The sequence below is a fragment of the Streptomyces violaceus genome (assembly GCF_036014075.1).
In the GTDB taxonomy this organism is placed as follows: Bacteria; Actinomycetota; Actinomycetes; order Streptomycetales; family Streptomycetaceae; genus Streptomyces; species Streptomyces violaceus.
In genome coordinates this window covers 2,551,739-2,573,338 of sequence record NZ_CP107911.1, presented here as the reverse complement: position 1 = coordinate 2,573,338, position 21,600 = coordinate 2,551,739, and the positions used below count along the sequence as shown (strand labels likewise).

The window sequence follows — 21,600 nt, the reverse complement described above, 5'->3', positions numbered from 1 at the left end:
CGTGGCTGTTCCGAAGCGGAAGATGTCGCGCAGCAACACGCGCCACCGCCGGTCGCAGTGGAAGGCTGCGGTCCCCACCCTGGTTGCGTGCGAGCGCTGCCACGAGCCCAAGCAGCAGCACATCGCGTGCCCGTCTTGCGGCACCTACAACAAGCGCCAGGTCCTCGAGGTCTGAGCGGCTGGTGAGAGGCACTGTGTCCACGCCGAAGAAAAACTCTGCGGACAACCAGGCCTCGTCCCACACGCTGTTGGAAGGGCGGCTCGGGTACAAGCTCGAGTCCGCCCTTCTGGTGCGTGCGCTGACCCACCGTTCCTACGCGTACGAGAACGGCGGTCTGCCGACCAACGAGCGCCTGGAGTTCCTCGGGGACTCCGTCCTCGGCCTCGTGGTCACGGACACGCTGTACCGAACCCACCCCGACCTGCCCGAAGGCCAACTGGCCAAACTGCGGGCCGCGGTGGTCAACTCGCGTGCGCTGGCGGAGGTGGGCCGTGGGCTCGACCTGGGCTCCTTCATCCGGCTCGGCCGCGGTGAAGAGGGCACGGGCGGCAGGGACAAGGCGTCCATCCTCGCCGACACCCTTGAAGCGGTGATCGGTGCGGTCTATCTCGACCAGGGGCTGGAGTCCGCGGCGGAGCTCGTGCACCGTCTGTTCGACCCCCTGATCGAGAAGTCCTCGAACCTCGGAGCCGGCCTGGACTGGAAGACCAGTCTCCAGGAACTCACCGCGACCGAGGGGCTCGGTGTGCCCGAGTACCTGGTCACGGAGACCGGACCCGACCACGAGAAGACCTTCACTGCTGCCGCCCGCGTCGGAGGCGTCTCGTACGGCACCGGCACCGGCCGCAGCAAGAAGGAGGCGGAGCAGCAGGCCGCCGAGTCCGCCTGGAGGTCCATCCGGGCCGCGGCGGACGAGCGCGCCAAGGAGACGGCCGCCCAGCAGGCCGTCGCCGACGAGAGCGCCGGCCCTGAGCCGGCATCCGCCTGACCGAACAGAAACAGCGCACCCGAGCGCCCGCCCCTGCCCGGGGGCGGGCGCTCGGCTCGTACACCGGGGGAGCCCATGCCCGAGTTGCCCGAGGTCGAGGTCGTACGGCGCGGCCTGGAGCGGTGGGTCGCCCACCGGATGGTCGCCGAGGTCGAGGTGCTGCACCCGCGCGCGGTGCGCCGCCACCTCGCGGGCGGCGACGACTTCGCGGACCGCCTGAAGGGCCATCGCATCGGCACGCCCAGCCGCCGGGGCAAGTACCTGTGGCTGCCCCTGGAGGACACGGACCAGTCGATCCTCGCCCACCTCGGCATGAGCGGCCAGCTGCTGGTGCAGCCGCACGCGGCTCCCGACGAGAAGCACCTGCGCATCCGCGCCCGCTTCACCGACGCCCGGGACACCGAACTCCGCTTCGTCGACCAGCGCACCTTCGGCGGTCTGTCACTGCACGACAACACACCCGAGGGCCTGCCCGACGTCATCGCGCACATCGCCCGCGACCCGCTCGACCCGCTCTTCGACGAAGAGGCCTTCCACCGGGCGCTGCGCCGCAAGCGGTCCACGATCAAACGGGCCCTGCTCGACCAGTCGCTGATCAGCGGCGTGGGCAACATCTACGCGGACGAGGCGCTGTGGCGCGCCCGCATCCACTACGAGCGCCCGACCGCGACCTTCACACGTCCACGCACGCTGTCGCTGCTGGGCCATGTGCGGGACGTGATGAACTCCGCCCTCGCCGTGGGAGGCACCAGCTTCGACAGCCTGTACGTCAACGTCAACGGCGAGTCGGGCTACTTCGACCGGTCTCTGGACGCGTACGGCCGCGAGGGCCTGCCCTGCCGGCGCTGTGGCACGCCGATGCGCCGGCGGCCCTGGATGAACCGGTCGAGCTACTACTGCCCGAAGTGCCAGCGACCGCCGCGGATCACGCCCTAGCGGAGTCGTACCGCTCGCGCGCGGCCAGGACGTCGTCCATGCTGCCCTCCACGAAGTGGATCAGGGCGAGCAGCCGCTCGGCCACCCCGCGTCCCAGCGGCGTCAGTTCGTAGTCCACACGGGGCGGGTTGGTCGGCTGGGCCTCGCGGTGGACCAGGCCGTCGCGCTCCAGCGCGTGCAGTGTCTGGGACAGCATCTTCTCGCTCACACCGTCGACCCGGCGGCGCAGCTCGTTGAAGCGCAGCGACCCCTCGTACAGAGCGGTCAGCGCGAGCCCGCCCCAGCGGCCTGTGACGTGCTCGAGCGTGCCACGCGAAGGGCACGCCTTGGCGAACACGCTGTACGGAAGGTCGTCCAGCCCCTCCGTGAGCTCCTGGGTGGTGGTCATGCCCCCAGAATACGCCAGCACAGCGCTGGCCAACAGGTTGCGCTAACTTTTGGTTAGTGCATGCAGGGTCTAGTAGCCGAAGTTCTGGGTCCACCACGGGCCGCCCGACCCGAGCTCGACACCGACGCCCAGCGTCTTGAAGTCGCAGTTCAGGATGTTGGCGCGGTGGCCGGGGCTGTTCATCCAGGCATCCATCACGGCCGCGGCGTCCGCCTGGCCGCGGGCTATGTTCTCCCCGCCGAGGTTGGATATCCCGGCCTTCTCGGCCCGGTCCCACGGCGTCTTGCCGTCGGGGTCGGTGTGGTCGAAGAAGCCCCGGGCGCGCATGTCCTCGCTGTAGTTCTGCGCCAGCTCGGTCAGCGCGCTGTTCGCGGCGAGCGCGCTGCAGCCCACCTTGGCCCGCTCCTCGTTCACCAGCTTGAGCACCTGGGCCGCGGCGGCGGACTCCTCGGAGAGGGCGGCGGGTGCGCTGGGCTTCTCGGGCGCCTGCGTGGCCGTGCGGGAGGGCGTGTTCTCCGGCTTCTCGCTGGGGGTCGCCGCCGGCTTCTTCTTCTCCGGCGTCTTCTCCTGCGTCTTCTCCGGCTTCTCGGGCGTCTTCGTCGGCGCGGCCGACGACGTCGAGCCGGACGGTGACGGCGACAGGGAGCGCTCCGCGTCCCGGCTCGTGGGCGTGCCGCCCCGGCCGTCGGCGCTGCCGGAGGTGCCGCCCTGCTGGGACGGGGTGTTGGTCGGCGTGTTCGCGGCCTGCACCTTGTCGGCGCCGCCGTCGCCGCCGAGCTTGTAGTTCTCGAGGCCGGGGACCGCGCCCGTGGCCACCGCGACGGTGCCGATGGCGACCGCGGCGGACACGCCGAGCAGACCGGTGCGCATCGGCCGTGCGGCCTTCTTCCGGCGGCGGTGCGAGCCCGCCCGCCGGGTGCCGCCCTCGGGGGTGTAGCCGTCGCTCGCGAAGACGGCCGTCTCGGCGGTCCGCTGGCGGGGAATGGCGGCGTACCCGTCACCCGCCGCGGGGGCCTCCGTCTCGAACAGGTAGGCCTCGCTCCGCGCGTAGGTGCCGGCGTACGCCTCCGGGTTCAGATAGGGCGCGATGCCCATGGTCGGGCCGTACTCCGCGTCGTGCAGCGGATCGTGGCCCTCCGCGGTGCCGTCGGCCTGCATGATCCCCGTGGCGCTGCCCGTGGCGGCGCGGCCGGCGTCGGAGCGACGGTGGCGTCCCATGTTCTGGCCTTCCTCGTCCTGGCAGTCGACTCGTCCTCGAGATCAACACCAAACTCACTCGATGGTGTGAGTTTCATATGAGATTCGTTGGGTGGGGACGGTACCGCATGGCGCAAGTGGAGGAAGTGAGCCCGAGGGAGATTGGGCGGTTAGGTTGCAGTCATGAGTGAGGATGTGCGACTGGTCGCCTGGGTGCGTGGACGCGTCCAAGGTGTGGGTTTCCGCTGGTTCACGCGGGCCAAGGCGCTGGAGATCGGCGGCCTGAGTGGTTTTGCTCTCAATTTGGGCGACGGCCGGGTCCAAGTGGTCGCGGAGGGCGCGCGAGAGGGTTGTGAAGGCTTGCTGGAGTGGCTCGAGGGTGACGACACGCCCGGCCGTGTGGACGGCGTCACCGAGATCTGGGACACACCTCGCGGCGGCTACGACGGCTTCGCCATCCGCTGATCCCGCGCTGAGGGGCGGGCCTCAGGGGCGCCGCAGGCAGGCCGCCGACGGCCGCCCAGGACGGAAAGTGGCTGGTGATTGCCAAGAATCGCTTGCCTTGGCAGGCTCCGCACGCAAGGATGATCGCCACGCCCCGAGGGCCCCGCAGAAGCCGCAGTGTCGCCGTTTCAGGCCGTGCGCGCCCGGTCGGCCCCCGATACGGGGCGTGATCGTGTTGACCGTCAAACTTTTTGGTGAGACGCTGAAAGCCCCGCGCACCTTAGCTGTTTGGCATGGCTGAACGGCGGTACAACTCCAGGCCCTGCCAAACATCGCGGGTGCGAATCCCTCACGACCCACACCGCATCGGTCGGTCACGCATTGTGGAGGACCATCCATCATGGCAAAGGCGCTTCTCGGTTACGTCGGCGGCTCCGACCCTCGACTCCTCGCCGAGATGCGACGGCTCCAGCAGCGCGTCCAGGACCTGGAATCCGAGCTCGGACGGATCCAGGCCGAGAACGAGGCGCTGACGGCTGCCGCTTCTCACGACAGGATCATGGAGAGCGTTGACGCACACCAGGCGGAGCCTGCGCTCACCTGATCACTGCACCGCTCCACAACAGCACAGCAGTGGTTGGGCCGCCCGTCATAACCGCTAAGTTGTCAGAAGTGCAAGGGACGCCGTCGGCGTCCCTTCTTTCTTTCCCCCGCATCCTTTCACCGTCTTTAACGTGTGGTGTGCCCTACGCGTTCAGCGGCGAAACCGTGGGTTCATGGAGTGAGACGAACCCGGGCGGTAGAGTCCGGCGGCGTGCACCTCAAGGCCCTGACCCTCCGCGGGTTCAAGTCGTTCGCCTCGGCGACCACACTCCGGTTCGAGCCGGGTATCACGTGCGTCGTAGGACCGAACGGCTCGGGCAAGTCCAACGTCGTGGACGCGCTCAGCTGGGTCATGGGCGAGCAGGGCGCCAAATCGCTGCGCGGCGGCAAGATGGAGGACGTCATCTTCGCCGGCACCACCGGCCGCCCCCCGCTGGGCCGCGCCGAGGTGTCCCTGACCATCGACAACTCCGACGGGGCCCTGCCCATCGAGTACGCCGAGGTCACCATCACGCGGATCATGTTCCGCAACGGCGGCAGCGAGTACCAGATCAACGGCGACACCTGCCGCCTCCTCGACATCCAGGAGCTCCTCTCCGACTCCGGCATCGGCCGCGAGATGCACGTCATCGTCGGGCAGGGCCAGCTCGACTCCGTACTGCACGCCGACCCCATGGGCCGCCGGGCCTTCATCGAGGAAGCCGCCGGCGTCCTCAAGCACCGCAAGCGCAAGGAGAAGGCGCTGCGCAAGCTGGACGCGATGCAGGCCAACCTCGCGCGGGTGCAGGACCTGACCGACGAGCTCAGACGCCAGCTCAAGCCGCTCGGCCGCCAGGCCGCCGTCGCCCGCCGGGCCGCCGTCATCCAGGCCGACCTGCGCGACGCCCGCCTGCGGCTGCTGGCCGACGACCTCGTACGGCTGAAGGAAGCCCTCAACGCCGAGGTCGCCGACGAGGCCGCGCTGAAGGGGCGCAAGGAGGCCGCCGAGCAGGACCTGCGCAAAGCGCTCCAGCGTGAGGCCCTCCTGGAGGACGAGGTACGCCAGCTCACGCCCCGCCTCCAGCGCGCCCAGCAGACCTGGTACGAGCTCTCCCAGCTCGCCGAGCGGGTGCGCGGCACGATCTCGCTGGCCGACGCCCGCGTGAAGAGCGCCACCTCCGCGCCCCCCGAGGAGCGGCGCGGCCGCGACCCCGAGGACATGGAGCGCGAGGCCGCCCGCATCCGCGAGCAGGAAGCCGAGCTGGAGGCGGCCCTGGAGGCGGCCGAACGCGCCCTGGAGGACACGGTCGCCCACCGCGCCGAGCTGGAGCGCGCGCTGACCCAGGAGGAACGGCGCCTGAAGGACGCCGCCCGCGCCATCGCCGACCGGCGCGAGGGACTGGCCCGGCTCAGCGGCCAGGTCAACGCGGCCCGCTCGCGCGCGGCCTCGGCCCAGGCCGAGATCGAACGCCTCGCCGCCGCCCGCGACGAGGCCCAGGAGCGGGCCGTCGCCGCCCAGGAAGAGTACGAAGCGCTCAAGGCCGAGGTCGACGGCCTCGACGCCGGAGACGCCGAACTCGCCGAACAGCACGAGGCGGCGAAGCAGCAGCTCGCCGACGCCGAGGCCGCCCTCACGGCAGCCCGCGAGGCGGCCACGGCGGCGGAACGGAAGCGCGCCGCGACCCAGGCCCGCCACGAAGCCCTGGCACTGGGCCTGCGCCGCAAGGACGGCACCGGAATACTGCTCGCGGCGAAGGACCGCCTCTCCGGCCTGCTCGGCCCGGCGGCGGAACTCCTGACCGTGACCCCGGGACACGAGGTCGCCCTGGCAGCGGCCTTCGGCGCGGCGGCGGACGCGATCGCCGTGACGACCCCGGCATCAGCGGCCGACGCGATCAGACTCCTCCGCAAACAGGACGGGGGCAGGGCGACTCTGCTCTTGGCAGGGGCTCCCGCCCCTAGGGGCGCGGGGAACTGCGCGACCAGCCCCAGCGAGCCCGCAGACGAACGACGGATCTTGGCTGCCGACCTGGTCCGTGGCCCCACCGAGCTGATGCCCGCCGTACGACGGCTCCTCCACGGCATCGTCGTGGTCGACACCCTCGAAGACGCCGAAGACCTCGTCTACACCCACCCCGACCTCACCGCCGTCACCGCCGAAGGCGACCTCCTCGGCGCACACTTCGCCCACGGCGGATCCGCCGGCGCCCCCAGCCTCCTCGAGGTACAGGCCTCCGTGGACGAGGCCGCCGCCGAGCTGGAAGAGCTGGCGGTCCGCTGCGAGGAGCTCACTGAGGCCCAGCACGAGGCCGTCGGACGGCGCAAGGAGTGCGCCGCGCTCGTCGAGGACGTGGGGGAGCGGCGCCGGGCCGCCGACCGGGAGAAGTCGTCCGTCGCCCAGCAGCTCGGCAGGCTCGCCGGGCAGGCCCGGGGAGCGGCGGGGGAGGCAGAGCGCTCCACGGCCGCCGCCGCCCGGGCACAGGAAGCCCTCGACAATGCCCTCGCCGAGGTCGAGGAACTCGCCGAGCGGCTCGCCGTCGCCGAGGAGATGCCGATCGAGGAGGAGCCCGACCCCTCCGTACGGGACCGGCTCGCCGCCGACGGTGCCAACGCCCGCCAGACCGAGATGGAGGCCCGCCTCCAGGCCCGTACGCACGAGGAACGCGTCAAGGGCCTGGCCGGACGGGCCGACTCGCTCGACCGGGCCGCCCGCGCCGAACGCGAGGCACGCGCGCGTGCGGAGCAGCGGCGGGCCCGGCTGCGGCACGAGGCCGCCGTCGCCGAGGCCGTCGGCTCGGGCGCACGGCAGCTGCTCGCGCACGTCGAGGTCTCCCTGGCCCGCGCCGACGAGGAGCGCACCGCAGCCGAGGCCGCCAAGGCCCGCCGTGAGCAGGAACTGGCCCGCGCCCGCACCGAGGGACGCGATCTCAAGGCCGAACTCGACAAGTTGACGGATTCGGTCCACCGAGGCGAGGTACTCGGCGCCGAGAAGCGGCTGCGGATCGAGCAGCTGGAGACGAAGGCGCTGGAGGAGCTGGGTGTCGAACCGGCCGGACTGGTGGCGGAGTACGGACCGCATCAGCTCGTGCCGCCCTCGCCCCCCGCCGAGGGCGAGGAGCTGCCGGAGGATCCGGAGCACCCGCGCAACCGGCCGAAGCCGTTCGTCCGGTCCGAGCAGGAGAAACGTCTGAAGTCGGCCGAGCGTGCCTACCAGCAGCTCGGCAAGGTGAACCCGCTCGCCCTTGAGGAGTTCGCGGCACTGGAGGAACGCCACCAGTTCCTCAGCGAGCAGCTCGAGGACCTGAAGAAGACGCGGGCGGACCTCCTGCAAGTGGTGAAGGAGGTCGACGAGCGCGTCGAGCAGGTCTTCACCGAGGCCTTCCGGGACACGGCCCGGGAGTTCGAGGGCGTCTTCAGCCGGCTGTTCCCCGGTGGTGACGGGCGGCTGATCCTGACCGACCCAGACAACATGCTCACCACGGGCGTGGACGTAGAGGCCCGGCCGCCGGGCAAGAAGGTCAAGCGGCTGTCGCTGCTCTCGGGCGGTGAGCGGTCGCTGACCGCCGTGGCGATGCTCGTGTCGATCTTCAAGGCGCGGCCCAGCCCGTTCTATGTCATGGACGAGGTCGAGGCCGCCCTGGACGACACCAACCTCCAGCGGCTCATCCGGATCATGCAGGAGCTGCAGGAAGCCTCGCAGCTGATCGTGATCACCCATCAGAAGCGCACGATGGAGGTCGCCGACGCGCTGTACGGCGTCTCCATGCAGGGCGACGGTGTGTCGAAGGTCATCAGCCAGCGCCTGCGCTAGGTGGATGCTGTATACACCTGTTTCACCTGCGACTCTTGGTGACTTCAATACTTGAACACATTGCCCTCACACTCCTGGCGCAGATTCACGTCTCGCGACCTCTTGACTTCGAAACTTGAAGGAATAGTCTCGGCAACGTTCCTTTTACCTTCAGGTACCTTCAGGTGGACCTCGAAGGGCTGATCCCCTCCGGCAGCGTTGCCGGTGGCCCGAGGAGTACACGTGACCAGCACAGCGCAGGCACCCAAGTCCGGAGCCAGGACGGCTCACCCCGAACATCTCGGGCACGTCATCTTCATCGCGGCGGCGGCCGCGATGGGCGGTTTCCTCTTCGGCTACGACAGTTCCGTGATCAACGGCGCCGTCGAGGCCATCCGCGGCCGCTACGACATCGGCTCCGCAGCACTCGCCCAGGTCATCGCCGTCGCCCTCATCGGCTGCGCCATCGGCGCCGCGACCGCCGGCCGGATAGCCGACCGCATCGGCCGCATCCGGTGCATGCAGATCGCGGCGGTCCTCTTCACGATCAGCGCCGTCGGGTCCGCGCTCCCCTTCGCCCTGTGGGACCTCGCCTTCTGGCGCGTCGTCGGTGGCTTCGCCATCGGTATGGCCTCCGTGATCGGCCCGGCCTACATCGCCGAGGTCGCCCCGCCCGCCTACCGCGGCAGGCTCGGCTCCTTCCAGCAGGCCGCGATCGTCATCGGCATCGCCGTGTCGCAGCTGGTCAACTGGGGTGTGCTGAACGCCGCCGACGGTGACCAGCGCGGCAAGCTGATGGGCCTGGAGGCCTGGCAGGTCATGCTCGGCGTCATGGTCATTCCGGCCGTCCTGTACGGCCTGCTCTCCTTCGCGATCCCCGAGTCCCCGCGCTTCCTGATCTCCGTCGGCAAGCACGAGCGCGCCCGGGAGATCCTCACCGAGGTCGAGGGCAAGGACATCGACCTGGACGCCCGCGTCGCCGAGATCGAGCACGCCATGACGAGCGAGCACAAGTCCAGCTTCAAGGACCTGCTCGGCGGGAGCTTCTTCTTCAAGCCGATCGTCTGGATCGGTATCGGCCTGTCGGTCTTCCAGCAGTTCGTCGGCATCAACGTCGCGTTCTACTACTCCTCGACGCTGTGGCAGTCGGTCGGCGTCGACCCGGCGGACTCGTTCTTCTACTCCTTCACCACGTCGATCATCAACATCGTCGGCACCGTCATCGCGATGATCTTCGTCGACCGTATCGGCCGCAAGCCCCTCGCGATCATCGGCTCGGTCGGCATGGTCGTCGGCCTGGCGCTGGAGGCCTGGGCGTTCTCCCACCCCCTGGTCGACGGCAGGCTGCCGGCCGCGCAGGGCTGGATCGCCCTGATCGCCGCGCACGTCTTCGTCCTCTTCTTCGCCCTGTCCTGGGGCGTGGTCGTCTGGGTCATGCTCGGCGAGATGTTCCCCAACCGGATCCGTGCCGCGGCCCTGGGTGTGGCGGCCGCCGCGCAGTGGATCGCCAACTGGGCCATCACCGCGAGCTTCCCGTCGCTGGCCGACTGGAACCTCTCCGTGACGTACGTGATCTACACGGCCTTCGCCGCGCTCTCCATCCCGTTCATCCTGAAGTTCGTCAGCGAGACGAAGGGCAAGGCCCTGGAGGAGATGGGCTGAGCCCGCCCCCGCACTCGGGGAGAAGGGCCAAAGTCCCCGCTGCCCCTCTCCCCGTAACCCGCCGCCGCCCCGGTTCGGCCACTGCCCGAGCCGGGGCGGCGGTCTGCCGTGTCACCGGACGATGACGCCGCCCCGATCACCCGGGCGTGCACGGCGGCCACTTCCAGGTTCCGCAGCCGCCTCACCAGCCCCTCCCGGTGCTCGGCGAGCCCTCACGGCCGCTGCGTGCTCTCGGCGATCGCGTCGAGACGGCCACGCAGCAGCGCCACCTCACCCAGGAACTCCGCGACGCTCTCAGCCCCGACCTCGAGGTCGCCGTCGGCCGGTACGGGAAGGAACCGGGCACCCAGCGCGTGCACCGGCTCCGCCCCCCCCCACACCCTCGTCCGCCAGGATTCGAACCCGGCCGAGTCGTCACCGTGAGCGTCAGCTCCCCAGACCCGGCAGCACCCGCTCGCAGAACAGCTGCAGACTGCGCCACCCCTCCTCCAGCGGCATCCCGCCCGCCAGCGGATGCAGCACATAGGAGTCCAGGCCCAGATCCGCGCACGCGTCGGGCGTGAGGATCCGGTACACGCCCTCGGCGCGCAGTTCCCCGACGGTCGTCGCGGCCGACTTCACCGCCGAGCGCACCCCGCCCGACTGCCAGGCGGCGTACGTCCGCGCCTCGTGCAGGAAGTGCTCGCCGTACTCCGCCCAGGCCCGGTCCGGGTCCTCGGCCAGGTGCAGCAGCGGTGTCTCGGCCGCCGGCATCATGACCCAGCCCTCCGTGCCGTACTCGGCGAGCCGGTCCTTGTAGTACGCCTCCAGCTCCGGCAGATGCGCGCTGGGGAAGAAGGGCAGGCCGAGCCGGGCGGCCCGGCGGGCGGCGGCCTTGGAGGAGCCGCCGACCAGGAGCAGCGGGTGCGGGTCGGTGTACGGGCGCGGGGTGATGCGGACCGTGCGGCCCCGGTAGGCGAAGGGCTCACCCGTCCACGCCTTCAGCAGCGTCTCCAGCAGCTCGTCCTGGAGCCGGCCGCGCCGGGCGAAGTCCACACCGAACAGGTCGTACTCCTCGGGCCGGTACCCGATCCCGGCGACCGTCACCAGCCGGCCGCCGCTCAGCAGGTCCAGCACGGCGATCTCCTCGGCCAGCCGCAGCGGTTCGTGCAGCGGGCCGATGATCGCCGAGACGGTGACCGCGACACGCCGGGTCGCACCGAAGACGGCCCCCGCGAAGGCGAACGGCGACGGCAGCCAGTTGTTGTCGGCCCCGTGATGTTCCTCCGTCTGCACGGTGGTGACGCCCCGGTCGTCGGCGTACGCGGCCATCTCCAGGGCCGCCCGGTAACGGGCGCCGAGCTCGGCGGGGCCGGCCCTGGGAGCCACGAGGTTGAAACGTGCGACCGTGACGGGCATGGGGACGTCTCCCTTCACCGGGCGGGTGTCCGGGGGGACGTTAGCTGACGGGGCGTCAGACATCCAGGGGTGTGGAGATCCGGCGGCCCTCGGCCCCGGAGGACGGCACAAGCGGGGTGACCCGGGGGCCCATGGCTGATACTGGACGCGTTATGGACATCGTCATCCTTGCTGTAGTCATCGCCGTGGTCGTGCTCGGCGCGCTCGGCGGGCTCATCGTCGGCAGCCGGCGCAAGAAGCAGCTGCCCCCGCCCCCGCCCGCAGCGCCCGACATCACCGCCCCACCGGCCGAGCCGCACGTCGGCGACGAGGCCGAGACGCCGCGGGAGGAACCGCGGCGCACGATAGAGGAGGTGGATCTCCCGGACGGCTCGGCTCCCGTCACCGTCGAGGAGCCGCCCGCCGAAGCTCCCGAGATCGAGATCCCGGAGCCCACCGCGGGTCGCCTGGTCCGGCTGCGAGCCCGTCTGTCCCGCTCACAGAACGCCCTCGGTCAGGGGCTGCTCACGCTGCTGTCGCGCGAGCACCTGGACGAGGACACCTGGGAGGAGATCGAGGACACGCTGCTCACCGCCGACGTCGGCGTGCAGCCCACCCAGGAACTGGTCGAGCGCCTGCGCGAGCGCGTAAAGGTGCTCGGCACCCGCACGCCCGACGAGCTGCGCACCCTGCTGCGCGAGGAACTGCTCACGCTGGTCGGCCGGGACATGGACCGTGTGGTCAAGACCGAGCCTGAGGACCGCAAGCCGGGCATCGTGATGGTCGTCGGGGTCAACGGCACCGGCAAGACCACCACCACCGGCAAGCTCGCCCGCGTCCTGGTGGCCGACGGCCAGAGTGTGGTCCTCGGCGCCGCCGACACCTTCCGGGCCGCCGCCGCCGACCAGCTCCAGACCTGGGGCGAGCGCGTCGGCGCCCACACCGTGCGCGGACCGGAGGCCGGCGACCCGGCCTCCGTCGCCTTCGACGCGGTCAAGGAGGGCAAGGAGATGGGTGCGAACGTCGTGCTCATCGACACCGCCGGCCGTCTGCACACCAAGACCGGCCTCATGGACGAGCTCGGCAAGGTCAAGCGGGTCGTGGAGAAGCACGCCCCGGTGGACGAGGTGCTGCTCGTGCTCGACGCCACCACCGGCCAGAACGGCCTGGTCCAGGCCCGGGTCTTCGCCGAGGTCGTCGACATCACCGGCATCGTGCTCACCAAGCTGGACGGCACGGCCAAGGGCGGCATCGTGGTCGCGGTCCAGCGCGAGCTGGGCGTTCCGGTCAAGCTCGTCGGGCTCGGCGAGGGCGCGGACGACCTGGCGCCGTTCGAGCCGGAGGCGTTCGTTGACGCCCTTATCGGGGAGTGAGTTCCGAACCAGCCGAGTGGAGCACCTCCGAGAATCCGGATGTGCACGGCGAAGCGCCCGCCCCGAGACACCGTCGGGTCGGGCGCTTCGCCGTGTACGGGGTCAGGCCCGTGACCGGTGCGCCACATACGCCAGCGTGCCCAGCACCAGGCGGGCCTCAGGCGCCCTGGACGCCGAGTCCAGGGCGGGCGAGCGCAGCCAGCGCACCGGGCCGAGACCGCCGCGGTCGGAGGGCGGCGCCGTGATGTGCGTACCGGGACCGAGGCCGCGCAGGTCGAGGGAGTCCGGGTCGTCCCAGCCCATGCGGTAGAGCAGGCCGGGCAGATCGGCGGCGGCGCCGGGGGCGACGAAGAAGTGGGCGCGGCCGTCCGGGGTCGCCGCGACCGGGCCGACGGGCAGGCCCATGCGCTCCAGCCGGGCCAGCGCACGGCAGCCGGCGGGTTCGGCCACCTCGATGACGTCGAACGCCCGGCCGACCGGCAGCATCACCGAGGCACCGGGGAACTCGCCCCAGGACTCGGTCACGTCGTCCAGCGTCGCCCCGGCGGGGATCACCGGCGCGAAGTCCAGTGGATGCGCGCCCGGCGCCGGGCAGTCGCGGCGGCCGCAGGAGCAGGCGCCCGCCGAGGCCCGGGCGCCCGGCAGCACGTCCCAGCCCCACAGCCCGGTGTACTCGGCCACGGCGATGCCGTCCGACGTCCGGCCGCGGCGGCGCGAGCCGGACCGGATGTCGCGCATGCCCCGGCTGATGCCGATCGTGAAGCCCATGCCCCCTCCAACGGGTCCGACGCACCGGTGGTTACGCAGCGGTTGCCCTGCGTGACTCTCTGTTTCCGCCTTCCCGGGTGGCGGTCCGTTCACTCAGCGCCCAGAAGTGCCCAGGGTGGTGTGCTCGGCGACACGCGCCCCTCAGTGCGTCACTGCACCCGCTCCTGGTTGTGCTGTGTCAAGTGAATCGCGTGGAGGCGTACGTGAGTTCATTCGAAGGGGTGGCGAATGGTGGCGTTTCCGTGTGAGCCGTGGCTGGACGGGTGATCGTAGGATTACTTTGTGTGCACGAGTCCTGGGGGCACATGCACTCGTGGGTATGCCGGAGGCAAGTCGGTATTCCGTTCGATGGGTGACAAGGGCCGGACGAGCGGCCGTACGAACCGGCATGCTGATAGGGCTTGGCGCACTCGGCGACAAGTGGTCTCAGGGATGGGGGCGTTCCAGTGAGCGGCAACGGCGGAAGCGGAACGAACGCTGCGAGCGCGACGCACGCTGACAAGCGCCCGAACGAGCTGCTCACCTCCTGGTTCGTGCGCAGCGGCTGGTCCAAGGGCGAGCTGGCCCGCCAGGTCAACCGCCGGGCACGCCAGCTGGGCGCCAACCACATCTCCACGGACACCTCGCGCGTCCGCCGCTGGCTCGATGGCGAGAACCCCCGCGAGCCGATCCCCAGGATCCTGTCCGAGCTGTTCTCGGAGCGTTTCGGTGTCGTCGTCTCCGTCGAGGACCTGGGGCTGCGCACCGCGCGTCAGTCACCCTCCGCGACCGGCGTCGACCTGCCCTGGACGGGCCCGCAGACCGTGGCCCTGCTCAGCGAGTTCTCGCGCAGCGACCTGATGCTGGCGCGGCGCGGCTTCCTCGGGAGCTCGCTGGTCCTGTCTGCGGGCCCGGCCCTCATCGAGCCCATGCAGCGCTGGCTCGTCCCCTCGCCCCCGGCCCAGCGGTCGGAGCCCGAGCCCGGCTCCTCCGGGCGCGCCCGGGGCCGGCTCTCCAAGCCGGAGCTGGACCTCCTGGAGTCCACGACCGTGATGTTCCGGCAGTGGGACGCCCAGTGCGGCGGCGGCCTGCGCCGCAAGGCGGTCGTCGGCCAGCTGCACGAGGTGACGGACCTGCTCCAGGAGTCCCAGCCCGAGGCCACCACCCGGAGGCTGTTCAAGGTCGCCGCCGAACTCGCCGAGCTGGCCGGCTGGATGTCGTACGACATCGGGCTCCAGCCGACCGCGCAGAAGTACTTCGTCCTCGCGCTGCACGCCGCGAAGGAGGCCGGTGACCGGCCCTTCGGCTCCTACGTGCTGTCCAGCATGAGCCGGCAGATGATCCACCTCGGCCGGCCCGACGACGCGCTGGAGCTGATCCACCTCGCGCAGTACGGCAGCCGCGACTGCGCGAGCCCGCGCACCCAGTCGATGCTGTATGCGATGGAGGCCCGCGCTTACGCCAATATGGGCCAGCCCGGCAAGTGCAAGCGGGCGGTCCGGATGGCCGAGGACACCTTCGCCGACGCCGGCGAGTGGGACGAGCCGGACCCCGACTGGATCCGCTTCTTCTCCGAGGCCGAGCTGTACGGCGAGAACTCCCACTCGTACCGCGATCTGGCCTATGTCGCCGGCCGCAGCCCGACCTACGCCTCGCTGGCCGAGCCCCTGATGGAGCGGGCCGTGAAGCTGTTCGCCGCGGACGGCGAGCACCAGCGGTCGTACGCGCTCAACCTGATCGGCATGGCCACCGTGCACCTCCTCCGGCGCGAGGCCGAGCAGAGCACGGTCTTCGCCGCCCAGGCCATGCAGGTGGCCAAGAAGGTCCGCTCCGAGCGGGTCAACACTCGTATCCGAAAGACGGTCGACACGGCCGCCCGCGACTTCGGCGACCTCGGTGAGGTCGTGGACCTCACCGAGCGGCTGGCCGCCGAGCTGCCCGAGGCCGCGGAGGCGGTCTGACCGCCACCCTCCGAAACCCCTGAACCCCGGCCGCGGCCGGCCCTCCCGAACTGCCCGACTCGGCTCCCCCATGCCAGGTCATCGGAAGGCCGACCGCGGCCGGCCTGTGCGTCCTGAAGACAACGGGACCGAAGGTTGCGCCACGATAACGATCAGCGCGCCCACAATCCGGCAGTTCATCGACGCGTAACACAGAACGCGCCTTCGTCACGGCCGCGAAACAACGAGGGGCTCCCACCGAAACCGCGCTGCGCCAATCTCGTGGCGCATAACCGGCCCGCCCCTCATTCCGCTCGAGGCTTCGCCCGCACGGGGCCGTACCAACGACGAGGAGACGCCGATGGCACCAGCCATCACCCTTGCCGCAGAAGCACCCAAGCTGTCTGCCGCCAACACAGGGTTCATGCTCATCTGTTCCGCCCTGGTGATGCTCATGACCCCGGGTCTGGCCTTCTTCTACGGAGGCATGGTCCGCGTCAAGAGCACCCTGAACATGCTGATGATGAGCTTCATCAGCCTCGGGATCGTCACCATCCTGTGGGTGCTGTACGGCTTCTCCATGGCGTTCGGCACCGACTCCGGCCACCTCATCGGCTGGAACTCCGACTGGGTCGGCCTCACCGGGGTGGACAAGAGCGAGCTCTGGGGCACGTACAACATCCCGCTCCTGGCCTTCATGGTCTTCCAGCTGATGTTCGCGATCATCACGCCCGCCCTGATCAGCGGCGCTCTCGCGGACCGCGTGAAGTTCTCCGCCTGGGCGCTGTTCATCGCGCTGTGGGCCACGATCGTCTACTTCCCCGTCGCCCACTGGGTCTGGGGTGAGGGCGGCTGGGCCTTCGACATGGGCGTGATCGACTTCGCCGGTGGTACCGCGGTCCACATCAACGCGGGTGCCGCGGCGCTCGGCGTGATCCTCGTCATCGGCAAGCGCGTCGGCTTCAAGAGGGACCCGATGCGCCCGCACAGCCTTCCGCTCGTCATGCTCGGCGCCGGTCTGCTGTGGTTCGGCTGGTTCGGCTTCAACGCGGGCTCGTGGCTCGGCAACGACGACGGCGTCGGCTCCCTGATGTTCGTCAACACGCAGGTCGCCACCGCCGCCGCCATGCTGGCCTGGCTCGCCTACGAGAAGATCCGCCACGGTGCGTTCACCACGCTGGGCGCCGCCTCCGGCGCCGTCGCGGGTCTGGTCGCCATCACCCCGGCCGGTGGTTCGGTCACTCCGATGGGCGCGATCGCCGTCGGTGCCATCGCCGGTGTCCTGTGCGCCATGGCCGTGGGCCTGAAGTACAGGTTCGGCTACGACGACTCGCTCGACGTCGTGGGTGTCCACCTCGTCGGTGGTGTGGTCGGCTCCATCCTGATCGGCTTCTTCGCCAGTGGTAAGGGCCAGTCCGACGCCACGGGCGTGTTCTACGGCGACCACAAGTTCGACCAGCTGTGGAAGCAGCTCGCCGGTGTCGGCGGTGTGCTCGCCTACTCCCTGATCGTCTCCGCGATCCTCGCCTTCGTCCTCCACAAGACCATCGGTATGCGGGTCTCCGAGGACGAGGAGGTCGCCGGGATCGACCAGGCCGAGCACGCCGAGACCGCATACGACTTCAGCGGTGCCGGTGGCGGTGCCGCCAAGACCGCCGCCACGGCCCCGGTCGCCGCGGCCGCGAGCAAGAAGGTGGACGCATGAAGCTCATCACCGCCGTCGTGAAGCCGCACCGGCTCGACGAGATCAAGGAGGCCCTGCAGGCCTTCGGAGTACACGGTCTGACGGTCACGGAGGCCAGCGGCTACGGTCGTCAGCGGGGCCACACCGAGGTCTACCGCGGTGCCGAGTACACCGTCGACCTGGTCCCCAAGATCCGTATCGAGGTCCTGGTCGAGGACGACGACGCCGAGCAGCTGATCGATGTCGTGGTCAAGGCGGCCCGCACCGGCAAGATCGGTGACGGCAAGGTCTGGTCCATCCCGGTCGAGACGGCCGTACGGGTCCGGACCGGCGAGCGCGGCCCCGACGCGCTCTGAGGCAGGCAAACAGAACAGGAGTCGCTGGGTGACGGGTACGGACGTGCAGAAGGAAGCAGAGGACTCGGGACCCAGCGGCTACGCGGCGGCCCGGCTGCGTCTCCTCACCGAGGAGACGCGGTCCGGGCCGCCGCGCCGTGCGGCCCTGGCCGAACTGACGGACGACTGGCTCACCGGCCTGTTCGCCGCGGGCGCGGAGGGACTGCGCGGGGCCTCCCTGGTCGCCGTCGGCGGCTACGGACGCGGCGAGCTGTCCCCGCGCAGCGACCTCGACCTGCTCCTGCTGCACGACGGCAGTGACACCAAGGCGGTCGCCGCCCTCGCCGACCGGCTCTGGTACCCCGTCTGGGACCTGGGTCTGGACCTCGACCACTCCGTCCGCACACCCGTCGAGGCCCGCAAGACGGCCGGCGAGGACCTCAAGGTGCAGCTCGGCCTGCTGGACGCCCGGCACATCGCCGGCGACCTCGGCCTCACCGCCGGACTGCGTACGGCCGTGCTGGCCGACTGGCGCAACCAGGCGCCGAAACGCCTCCCCGAACTCCAGGAACTGTGCGCCGAACGCGCCGAGCGGCAAGGCGAGTTGCAGTACCTGCTGGAACCCGACCTGAAGGAGGCCCGGGGCGGGCTGCGCGACGCCACCGCCCTGCGCGCCGTCGCCGCCTCCTGGCTCGCCGACGCCCCGCGCGAGGGCCTCGCCGACGCGCGGCGCCGGCTCCTCGACGTACGGGACGCCCTGCACCTGGCCACCGGGCGCGCGACCGACCGGCTCGCCCTCCAGGAGCAGGACCAGGTGGCCGCCGAGCTCGGTCTGCTCGACGCCGACACACTGCTGCGGCAGGTGTACGAGGCGGCGCGGCTCGTCTCGTACGCCAGTGATGTCACCTGGCGCGAGGTGGGGCGCGTGCTGCGGTCTCGCGCCGTGCGGCCACGGCTGCGCGCCATGCTGGGCGGCGGGAAGCCCGTGACGGAGCGGTCTCCACTGGCCGAAGGGGTGGTGGAGCAGGACGGCGAGGTGGTGCTCGCCCGTGCCGCGCGCCCCGAGCGCGACCCGGTGCTGCCGCTGCGCGCCGCGGCGGCAGCCGCGCAGGCCGGACTCCCGCTCTCCCTGCACGCCGTACGGCGCATGGCCGCCGCCACGCGCCCGGTGCCCACGCCCTGGCCCGCCGAGGCACGCGAACAGCTCGTGACCCTGCTCGGCTCCGGGCGCCCGACCGTCGAGGTCTGGGAGGCGCTGGAGGCCGAGGGGCTGATCACCAGGCTGCTGCCCGACTGGGAGCGGGTGCGCTGCCGCCCGCAGCGCAACGCCGTGCACCTGTGGACCGTCGACCGGCACCTCATCGAGACCGCCGTGCAGGCCTCCGAGTTCACCCGCCGGGTCAGCCGTCCCGACCTGCTGCTGGTCGCCGCGCTGCTGCACGACATCGGCAAGGGCTGGCCCGGAGACCACTCCGTGGCCGGCGAGATCATCGCCAAGGACGTGGCCGCCCGCATCGGCTTCGACCGCCACGACGTGGCAGTCGTCGCCACCCTCGTCCGGCACCACCTGCTCCTCGTCGAGACGGCCACCCGGCGCGACCTGGAGGACCCGGCCACCGTGCGCTCCGTCGCCGAGGCCGTCGGCTCCCAGGGCACCCTGGAACTGCTGCACGCGCTCACCGAGGCCGACGCCCTGGCCACCGGACCGGCCGCCTGGTCGTCCTGGCGTGGCTCACTCGTCGCCGACCTCGTCAAGCGGGTCTCCGCGGTGCTCGCCGGGGACGCCCCGGACGACCCCGAGGAGGGCGCGCCGACCGCCGAGCAGGAGCGGCTCGCGCTCGAGGCGGCCGCGACGGGCAGCCCCGTCCTCGCCCTGCGGGCACAGACCGAGCCGCCCGCCGGTCAGGAGCCGTCCGGCGACCCCGAGCCGCTGGGCGTGGAGCTGCTCATCGCCGTCCCCGACCAGCCGCACGTGCTGCCCGCGGTGGCCGGTGTCCTCGCCATGCACCGGCTGACCGTGCGCACGGCGGAACTGCGTTCCCTGACCCTGCCGGACGGCGTCGACGGCTCCGTCCTGCTGCTGGACTGGCGGGTCGCCGCCGAGTACGGCTCCCTGCCGCAGGCCGCCCGGCTGCGCGCGGACCTGGTCCGGGCCCTGGACGGCTCACTGGACATCGCGGGCCGCCTCGCCGAACGGGACGCGGCCTATCCACGCCGCCGAGGCGTGGTCGCCCCGCCGCCCCGGGTGTCGGTCCACCCGGCCGCCTCCCGGCTGGCCACGGTGATCGAGGTACGCTCCCAGGACGCCCCTGGCCTGCTGTTCCGCATTGGGCGCGCCCTGGAGGACGCGAGCGTACAGGTGCGCAGCGCGCACGTCTCGACGCTCGGCGCCAACGCCGTGGACGCCTTCTACGTGACCGGCCCGGAGGGCGCGCCCCTGCCCGGGGACGAGGCGGCGTCGGTGGCGCGGAAGCTGGAGGAGACGCTGCGTGGGTGAGGCCGACCCGGCGACTTGTCACGCCGGGATACCCTGGAGGGCGATTCCCTGTAGCCACCAACCCTGAGGACCGCGAGCGCCGTGTTCGATACTCTTTCCGATCGCCTCTCAGCGACCTTCAAGAACCTGCGCGGCAAGGGGCGTCTCAGCGAAGCGGACATCGACGCCACGGCCCGGGAGATCCGGATCGCGCTCCTCGAGGCGGACGTGGCGCTGCCGGTCGTCCGGACGTTCATCAAGAACGTCAAGGAGCGCGCCCTCGGTGCCGAGGTCAGCAAGGCGCTGAACCCGGCCCAGCAGGTCCTCAAGATCGTCAACGAGGAACTCGTCACCATCCTCGGCGGCGAGACCCGGCGCCTGCGCTTCGCCAAGCAGCCGCCCACCGTGATCATGCTGGCGGGTCTGCAGGGTGCGGGTAAGACCACCCTCGCGGGCAAGCTCGGCCACTGGCTGAAGGAGCAGGGCCACTCGCCGCTGCTGGTCGCCTGTGACCTCCAGCGCCCGAACGCCGTGAACCAGCTCAGCGTCGTCGCCCAGCGCGCGGGCGTCGGCATCTACGCGCCGGAGCCGGGTAACGGCGTCGGCGACCCGGTCAAGGTCGCCAAGGACTCCATCGAGCACGCCAAGTCCAAGGTCCACGACATCGTGATCGTGGACACCGCCGGCCGCCTCGGCATCGACCAGGAGATGATGCAGCAGGCCGCTGACATCAGGGACGCGGTCAGCCCCGAGGAGATCCTGTTCGTCGTCGACGCGATGATCGGCCAGGACGCGGTCAACACCGCCGAGGCCTTCCGCGACGGTGTCGGCTTCGACGGCGTGGTGCTCTCCAAGCTCGACGGTGACGCCCGCGGTGGTGCGGCCCTGTCGATCCGGCAGATCACCGGCAAGCCGATCATGTTCGCGTCGAACGGCGAGAAGCTCGACGACTTCGACGCCTTCCACCCTGACCGGATGGCCTCCCGCATCCTCGACATGGGTGACCTGCTCACCCTGATCGAGCAGGCGGAGAAGACGTTCAGCCAGGAAGAGGCCGAGAAAATGGCCTCCAAGCTGGCGTCCAAGAAGGGCCAGGACTTCACCCTGGACGACTTCCTGGCCCAGATGGAGCAGGTCAGGAAGATGGGCTCCATCTCCAAGCTGCTCGGCATGCTCCCGGGCATGGGCCAGATGAAGGACCAGATCCAGAACCTGGACGAGCGGGACGTCGACCGTACGGCCGCCATCATCAAGTCGATGACCCCGGCCGAGCGCCAGGAGCCGACGATCATCAACGGCTCGCGCCGCGCCCGTATCGCGCGTGGTTCGGGTGTCGACGTCAGCGCGGTGAAGAACCTGGTCGAGCGGTTCTTCGAGGCCCGCAAGATGATGTCCCGCATGGCCCAGGGCGGCGGCATGCCCGGGATGCCCGGCATGCCGGGCATGGGCGGCGGTCCCGGCCGGACGAAGAAGAAGCAGAAGCAGGCCAAGGGCAAGCAGCGCTCCGGCAACCCGATGAAGCGCAAGCAGCAGGAGCAGGAGGCCGAGGCCCGTCGCGCCGCGGCCGCCGAGGGCGGCAGCGCCTTCGGGCTGCCGCAGCAGGGCGGCAAGGACTTCGAACTCCCCGACGAGTTCAAGAAGTTCATGGGCTGACGGCCCGTACCGCACGTCACTGAGGGC

At 70.9% G+C, this 21,600-nt stretch carries 18 protein-coding genes; 13 read left to right on the top strand and 5 right to left on the bottom strand.

From position 1 onward, the window contains the following. The first annotated feature begins 1 nt into the window (after position 1). The 3 genes from rpmF to mutM all read left to right on the top strand — a co-directional run bounded on the left by rpmF (position 2) and on the right by mutM (position 1,925). Positions 2 to 175, top strand: a complete 174-nt coding sequence (gene rpmF, locus OG542_RS11370; protein ID WP_003951102.1) for a 50S ribosomal protein L32 — start codon at positions 2 to 4, stop codon at positions 173 to 175. 19 nt (positions 176 to 194) lie between these two features. Beyond that, positions 195 to 989 (top strand): ribonuclease III, encoded by a 795-nt coding sequence (rnc, locus tag OG542_RS11365; protein ID WP_311130406.1) that lies wholly within the window; start codon positions 195 to 197, stop codon positions 987 to 989. 75 nt (positions 990 to 1,064) lie between these two features. Further along, positions 1,065 to 1,925, top strand: a complete 861-nt coding sequence (gene mutM, locus OG542_RS11360; protein ID WP_328410395.1) for a bifunctional DNA-formamidopyrimidine glycosylase/DNA-(apurinic or apyrimidinic site) lyase — start codon at positions 1,065 to 1,067, stop codon at positions 1,923 to 1,925. On the opposite strand, the gene OG542_RS11355 is transcribed toward mutM, so the two are convergent. Together OG542_RS11355 and OG542_RS11350 are read right to left on the bottom strand one after the other, a co-directional pair. Then, positions 1,915 to 2,313, bottom strand: coding sequence for a winged helix-turn-helix transcriptional regulator (locus tag OG542_RS11355; protein WP_189727964.1), 399 nt, complete (start codon positions 2,311 to 2,313; stop codon positions 1,915 to 1,917). The two genes, mutM and OG542_RS11355, sit on opposite strands and share 11 nt — an antisense overlap. A 69-nt stretch (positions 2,314 to 2,382) precedes the next feature. After that, a complete protein-coding gene (locus OG542_RS11350; RefSeq protein ID WP_328410392.1) occupies positions 2,383 to 3,531 on the bottom strand; it encodes a CAP domain-containing protein in 1,149 nt (382 codons plus the stop codon). Between the two features lie 162 nt (positions 3,532 to 3,693). On the opposite strand from OG542_RS11350, the gene OG542_RS11345 reads away from it, so the two are divergent. The 4 genes from OG542_RS11345 (at position 3,694) to OG542_RS11330 (ending at position 9,988) form a co-directional block, all read left to right on the top strand. After that, on the top strand, positions 3,694 to 3,975 hold the full coding sequence (locus OG542_RS11345) for an acylphosphatase (protein WP_189727968.1): 282 nt from the start codon (positions 3,694 to 3,696) through the stop codon (positions 3,973 to 3,975). Positions 3,976 to 4,354: 379 nt separating this feature from the next. Beyond that, complete coding sequence (locus OG542_RS11340) at positions 4,355 to 4,558, top strand: hypothetical protein (RefSeq protein ID WP_030852030.1); 204 nt, start codon at positions 4,355 to 4,357, stop codon at positions 4,556 to 4,558. A 210-nt stretch (positions 4,559 to 4,768) separates the two neighbouring features. Next, on the top strand, positions 4,769 to 8,347 hold the full coding sequence (gene smc / locus OG542_RS11335) for a chromosome segregation protein SMC (protein WP_328410390.1): 3,579 nt from the start codon (positions 4,769 to 4,771) through the stop codon (positions 8,345 to 8,347). A 222-nt stretch (positions 8,348 to 8,569) separates the two neighbouring features. Next, entirely contained in the window at positions 8,570 to 9,988 is a 1,419-nt protein-coding gene (locus OG542_RS11330) for a sugar porter family MFS transporter (protein WP_261684007.1), read from the top strand. 212 nt (positions 9,989 to 10,200) lie between these two features. On the opposite strand, the gene OG542_RS11325 is transcribed toward OG542_RS11330, so the two are convergent. Together OG542_RS11325 and OG542_RS11320 are read right to left on the bottom strand one after the other, a co-directional pair. Then, on the bottom strand, positions 10,201 to 10,347 hold the full coding sequence (locus OG542_RS11325) for a hypothetical protein (protein WP_328410388.1): 147 nt from the start codon (positions 10,345 to 10,347) through the stop codon (positions 10,201 to 10,203). A 67-nt stretch (positions 10,348 to 10,414) separates the two neighbouring features. Continuing rightward, entirely contained in the window at positions 10,415 to 11,386 is a 972-nt protein-coding gene (locus OG542_RS11320; protein ID WP_328410386.1) for an LLM class flavin-dependent oxidoreductase, read from the bottom strand. Positions 11,387 to 11,538: 152 nt separating this feature from the next. Between OG542_RS11320 and ftsY the strand changes: the two genes are divergently transcribed. Continuing rightward, positions 11,539 to 12,738: a signal recognition particle-docking protein FtsY gene (gene ftsY / locus OG542_RS11315; RefSeq protein WP_193481931.1), complete on the top strand. Its 1,200-nt coding sequence runs from the start codon at positions 11,539 to 11,541 to the stop codon at positions 12,736 to 12,738. A gap of 102 nt (positions 12,739 to 12,840) precedes the next feature. Here ftsY and OG542_RS11310 read toward each other — a convergent pair whose 3' ends face one another. Beyond that, positions 12,841 to 13,506 carry a bifunctional DNA primase/polymerase gene (locus tag OG542_RS11310; protein ID WP_261683557.1) on the bottom strand — a complete coding sequence of 222 codons (666 nt, stop codon included), beginning with the start codon at positions 13,504 to 13,506 and terminating at the stop codon, positions 12,841 to 12,843. 446 nt (positions 13,507 to 13,952) lie between these two features. Between OG542_RS11310 and nsdA the strand changes: the two genes are divergently transcribed. The 5 genes from nsdA (at position 13,953) to ffh (ending at position 21,573) form a co-directional block, all read left to right on the top strand. After that, entirely contained in the window at positions 13,953 to 15,446 is a 1,494-nt protein-coding gene (gene nsdA / locus OG542_RS11305) for a transcriptional repressor NsdA (protein ID WP_328410384.1), read from the top strand. 340 nt (positions 15,447 to 15,786) lie between these two features. Then, on the top strand, positions 15,787 to 17,130 hold the full coding sequence (locus OG542_RS11300; protein ID WP_311127928.1) for an ammonium transporter: 1,344 nt from the start codon (positions 15,787 to 15,789) through the stop codon (positions 17,128 to 17,130). Continuing rightward, positions 17,127 to 17,465 (top strand): P-II family nitrogen regulator, encoded by a 339-nt coding sequence (locus tag OG542_RS11295; protein ID WP_030231663.1) that lies wholly within the window; start codon positions 17,127 to 17,129, stop codon positions 17,463 to 17,465. The genes OG542_RS11300 and OG542_RS11295 overlap by 4 nt, the downstream gene beginning before the upstream one ends. Before the next feature lie 28 nt (positions 17,466 to 17,493). Then, on the top strand, positions 17,494 to 19,941 hold the full coding sequence (locus OG542_RS11290; protein WP_328410381.1) for a [protein-PII] uridylyltransferase: 2,448 nt from the start codon (positions 17,494 to 17,496) through the stop codon (positions 19,939 to 19,941). A gap of 81 nt (positions 19,942 to 20,022) precedes the next feature. Further along, entirely contained in the window at positions 20,023 to 21,573 is a 1,551-nt protein-coding gene (gene ffh, locus OG542_RS11285; protein WP_261680128.1) for a signal recognition particle protein, read from the top strand. Positions 21,574 to 21,600: the final 27 nt, after the last annotated feature.